General features: G+C 50.6%; 2 tRNA genes and 2 rRNA genes. All 4 read right to left on the reverse strand.

The window, feature by feature from the left end:
- A 23S ribosomal RNA gene (locus tag DQ405_RS26395) occupies positions 1-2,459 on the reverse strand; the annotation flags it as partial.
- 247 nt (positions 2,460-2,706) lie between these two features.
- Positions 2,707-2,782, reverse strand: a tRNA-Ala gene (locus tag DQ405_RS26400).
- Positions 2,783-2,812: 30 nt separating this feature from the next.
- Positions 2,813-2,889, reverse strand: a tRNA-Ile gene (locus DQ405_RS26405).
- Positions 2,890-2,970: 81 nt separating this feature from the next.
- Positions 2,971-3,056: ribosomal RNA gene (locus DQ405_RS26410) — 16S ribosomal RNA — on the reverse strand; the annotation flags it as partial.

Here is a 3,056-nt window from a genome sequence, read left to right on the forward strand (position 1 = left end):
CTTGGGCGGTATCAGCCTGTTATCCCCGGAGTACCTTTTATCCGTTGAGCGATGGCCCTTCCATACAGAACCACCGGATCACTAAGACCTACTTTCGTACCTGCTCGACGTGTCTGTCTCGCAGTCAAGCGCGCTTTTGCCTTTATACTCTACGACCGATTTCCGACCGGTCTGAGCGCACCTTCGTACTCCTCCGTTACTCTTTAGGAGGAGACCGCCCCAGTCAAACTACCCACCATACACTGTCCTCGATCCGGATAACGGACCTGAGTTAGAACCTCAAAGTTGCCAGGGTGGTATTTCAAGGATGGCTCCACGCAGACTGGCGTCCACGCTTCAAAGCCTCCCACCTATCCTACACAAGCAAATTCAAAGTCCAGTGCAAAGCTATAGTAAAGGTTCACGGGGTCTTTCCGTCTAGCCGCGGATACACTGCATCTTCACAGCGATTTCAATTTCACTGAGTCTCGGGTGGAGACAGCGCCGCCATCGTTACGCCATTCGTGCAGGTCGGAACTTACCCGACAAGGAATTTCGCTACCTTAGGACCGTTATAGTTACGGCCGCCGTTTACCGGGGCTTCGATCAAGAGCTTCGCGTTAGCTAACCCCATCAATTAACCTTCCGGCACCGGGCAGGCGTCACACCCTATACGTCCACTTTCGTGTTTGCAGAGTGCTGTGTTTTTTAATAAACAGTCGCAGCGGCCTGGTATCTTCGACCGGCATGAGCTTACGGAGCAAGTCCTTCACCCTCACCGGCGCACCTTCTCCCGAAGTTACGGTGCCATTTTGCCTAGTTCCTTCACCCGAGTTCTCTCAAGCGCCTTGGTATTCTCTACCCAACCACCTGTGTCGGTTTGGGGTACGGTTCCTGGTTACCTGAAGCTTAGAAGCTTTTCTTGGAAGCATGGCATCAACCACTTCGTTACCTGAAAGGTAAACTCGTCATCAGCTCTCGGCCTTAGAATCCCGGATTTACCTAAGATTCCAGCCTACCACCTTAAACTTGGACAACCAACGCCAAGCTGGCCTAGCCTTCTCCGTCCCTCCATCGCAATAACCAGAAGTACAGGAATATTAACCTGTTTTCCATCGACTACGCTTTTCAGCCTCGCCTTAGGGACCGACTAACCCTGCGTCGATTAACGTTGCGCAGGAAACCTTGGTCTTTCGGCGTGGGTGTTTTTCACACCCATTATCGTTACTCATGTCAGCATTCGCACTTCTGATACCTCCAGCAAGCTTCTCAACTCACCTTCACAGGCTTACAGAACGCTCCTCTACCGCATCACTTACGTGATACCCGTAGCTTCGGTGTATGGTTTGAGCCCCGTTACATCTTCCGCGCAGGCCGACTCGACTAGTGAGCTATTACGCTTTCTTTAAAGGGTGGCTGCTTCTAAGCCAACCTCCTAGCTGTCTAAGCCTTCCCACATCGTTTCCCACTTAACCATAACTTTGGGACCTTAGCTGACGGTCTGGGTTGTTTCCCTTTTCACGACGGACGTTAGCACCCGCCGTGTGTCTCCCATGCTCGGCACTTGTAGGTATTCGGAGTTTGCATCGGTTTGGTAAGTCGGGATGACCCCCTAGCCGAAACAGTGCTCTACCCCCTACAGTGATACATGAGGCGCTACCTAAATAGCTTTCGAGGAGAACCAGCTATCTCCGAGCTTGATTAGCCTTTCACTCCGATCCACAGGTCATCCGCTAACTTTTCAACGGTAGTCGGTTCGGTCCTCCAGTTAGTGTTACCCAACCTTCAACCTGCCCATGGATAGATCGCCCGGTTTCGGGTCTATTCCCAGCGACTAGACGCCCTATTAAGACTCGCTTTCGCTACGCCTCCCCTATTCGGTTAAGCTCGCCACTGAAAATAAGTCGCTGACCCATTATACAAAAGGTACGCAGTCACCCAACAAAGTGGGCTCCCACTGCTTGTACGCATACGGTTTCAGGATCTATTTCACTCCCCTCTCCGGGGTTCTTTTCGCCTTTCCCTCACGGTACTAGTTCACTATCGGTCAGTCAGTAGTATTTAGCCTTGGAGGATGGTCCCCCCATATTCAGACAAAGTTTCTCGTGCTCCGTCCTACTCGATTTCATGACTAAGAGATTTTCGCGTACAGGGCTATCACCCACTATGGCCGCACTTTCCAGAGCGTTCCGCTAATCTCAAAGCCACTTAAGGGCTAGTCCCCGTTCGCTCGCCACTACTAAGGGAATCTCGGTTGATTTCTTTTCCTCAGGGTACTTAGATGTTTCAGTTCCCCTGGTTCGCTTCTTGCACCTATGTATTCAGTACAAGATAACCATCTTATGATGGCTGGGTTCCCCCATTCAGACATCTCCGGATCAAAGTCTGTTTGCCGACTCCCCGAAGCTTTTCGCAGGCTACCACGTCTTTCATCGCCTCTGACTGCCAAGCATCCACCGTATGCGCTTCTTCACTTGACCATATAACCCCAAGCAATCTGGTTATACTGTGAAGACGACATTCGCCGAAAATTCGAATTTCTCAATTAAGAGAACTCACAAATTTTACCTTAGCCTGATCCGTTACCAGTGAAAGTAACGTTCAGTCTATCTTTCTATCACATACCCAAATTTTTAAAGAACGAACTAGTCAAAGACTAGAAATCAACATTCACCATCACAACGATGGAATGCTCATTTCTAAGCTTTATACAAACAGAAGCAGTAGTGGTGGAGCCAAACGGGATCGAACCGTTGACCTCCTGCGTGCAAGGCAGGCGCTCTCCCAGCTGAGCTATGGCCCCGTATTTCTACAGGCGTTTCCCACACAAAATTGGTGGGTCTGGGCAGATTCGAACTGCCGACCTCACCCTTATCAGGGGTGCGCTCTAACCAACTGAGCTACAGACCCAATTTCGGGCTGCTTCTTTCGTCTTCTTCAATGAATCAAGCAATTCGTGTGGGAACTTATGGAGCAGCTGATGTCGTCGATTAAGGAGGTGATCCAGCCGCAGGTTCCCCTACGGCTACCTTGTTACGACTTCACCCCAGTCATGAATCACACCGTGGTAACCGTCC

The organism is Pseudomonas sp. SST3, from assembly GCF_003325755.1.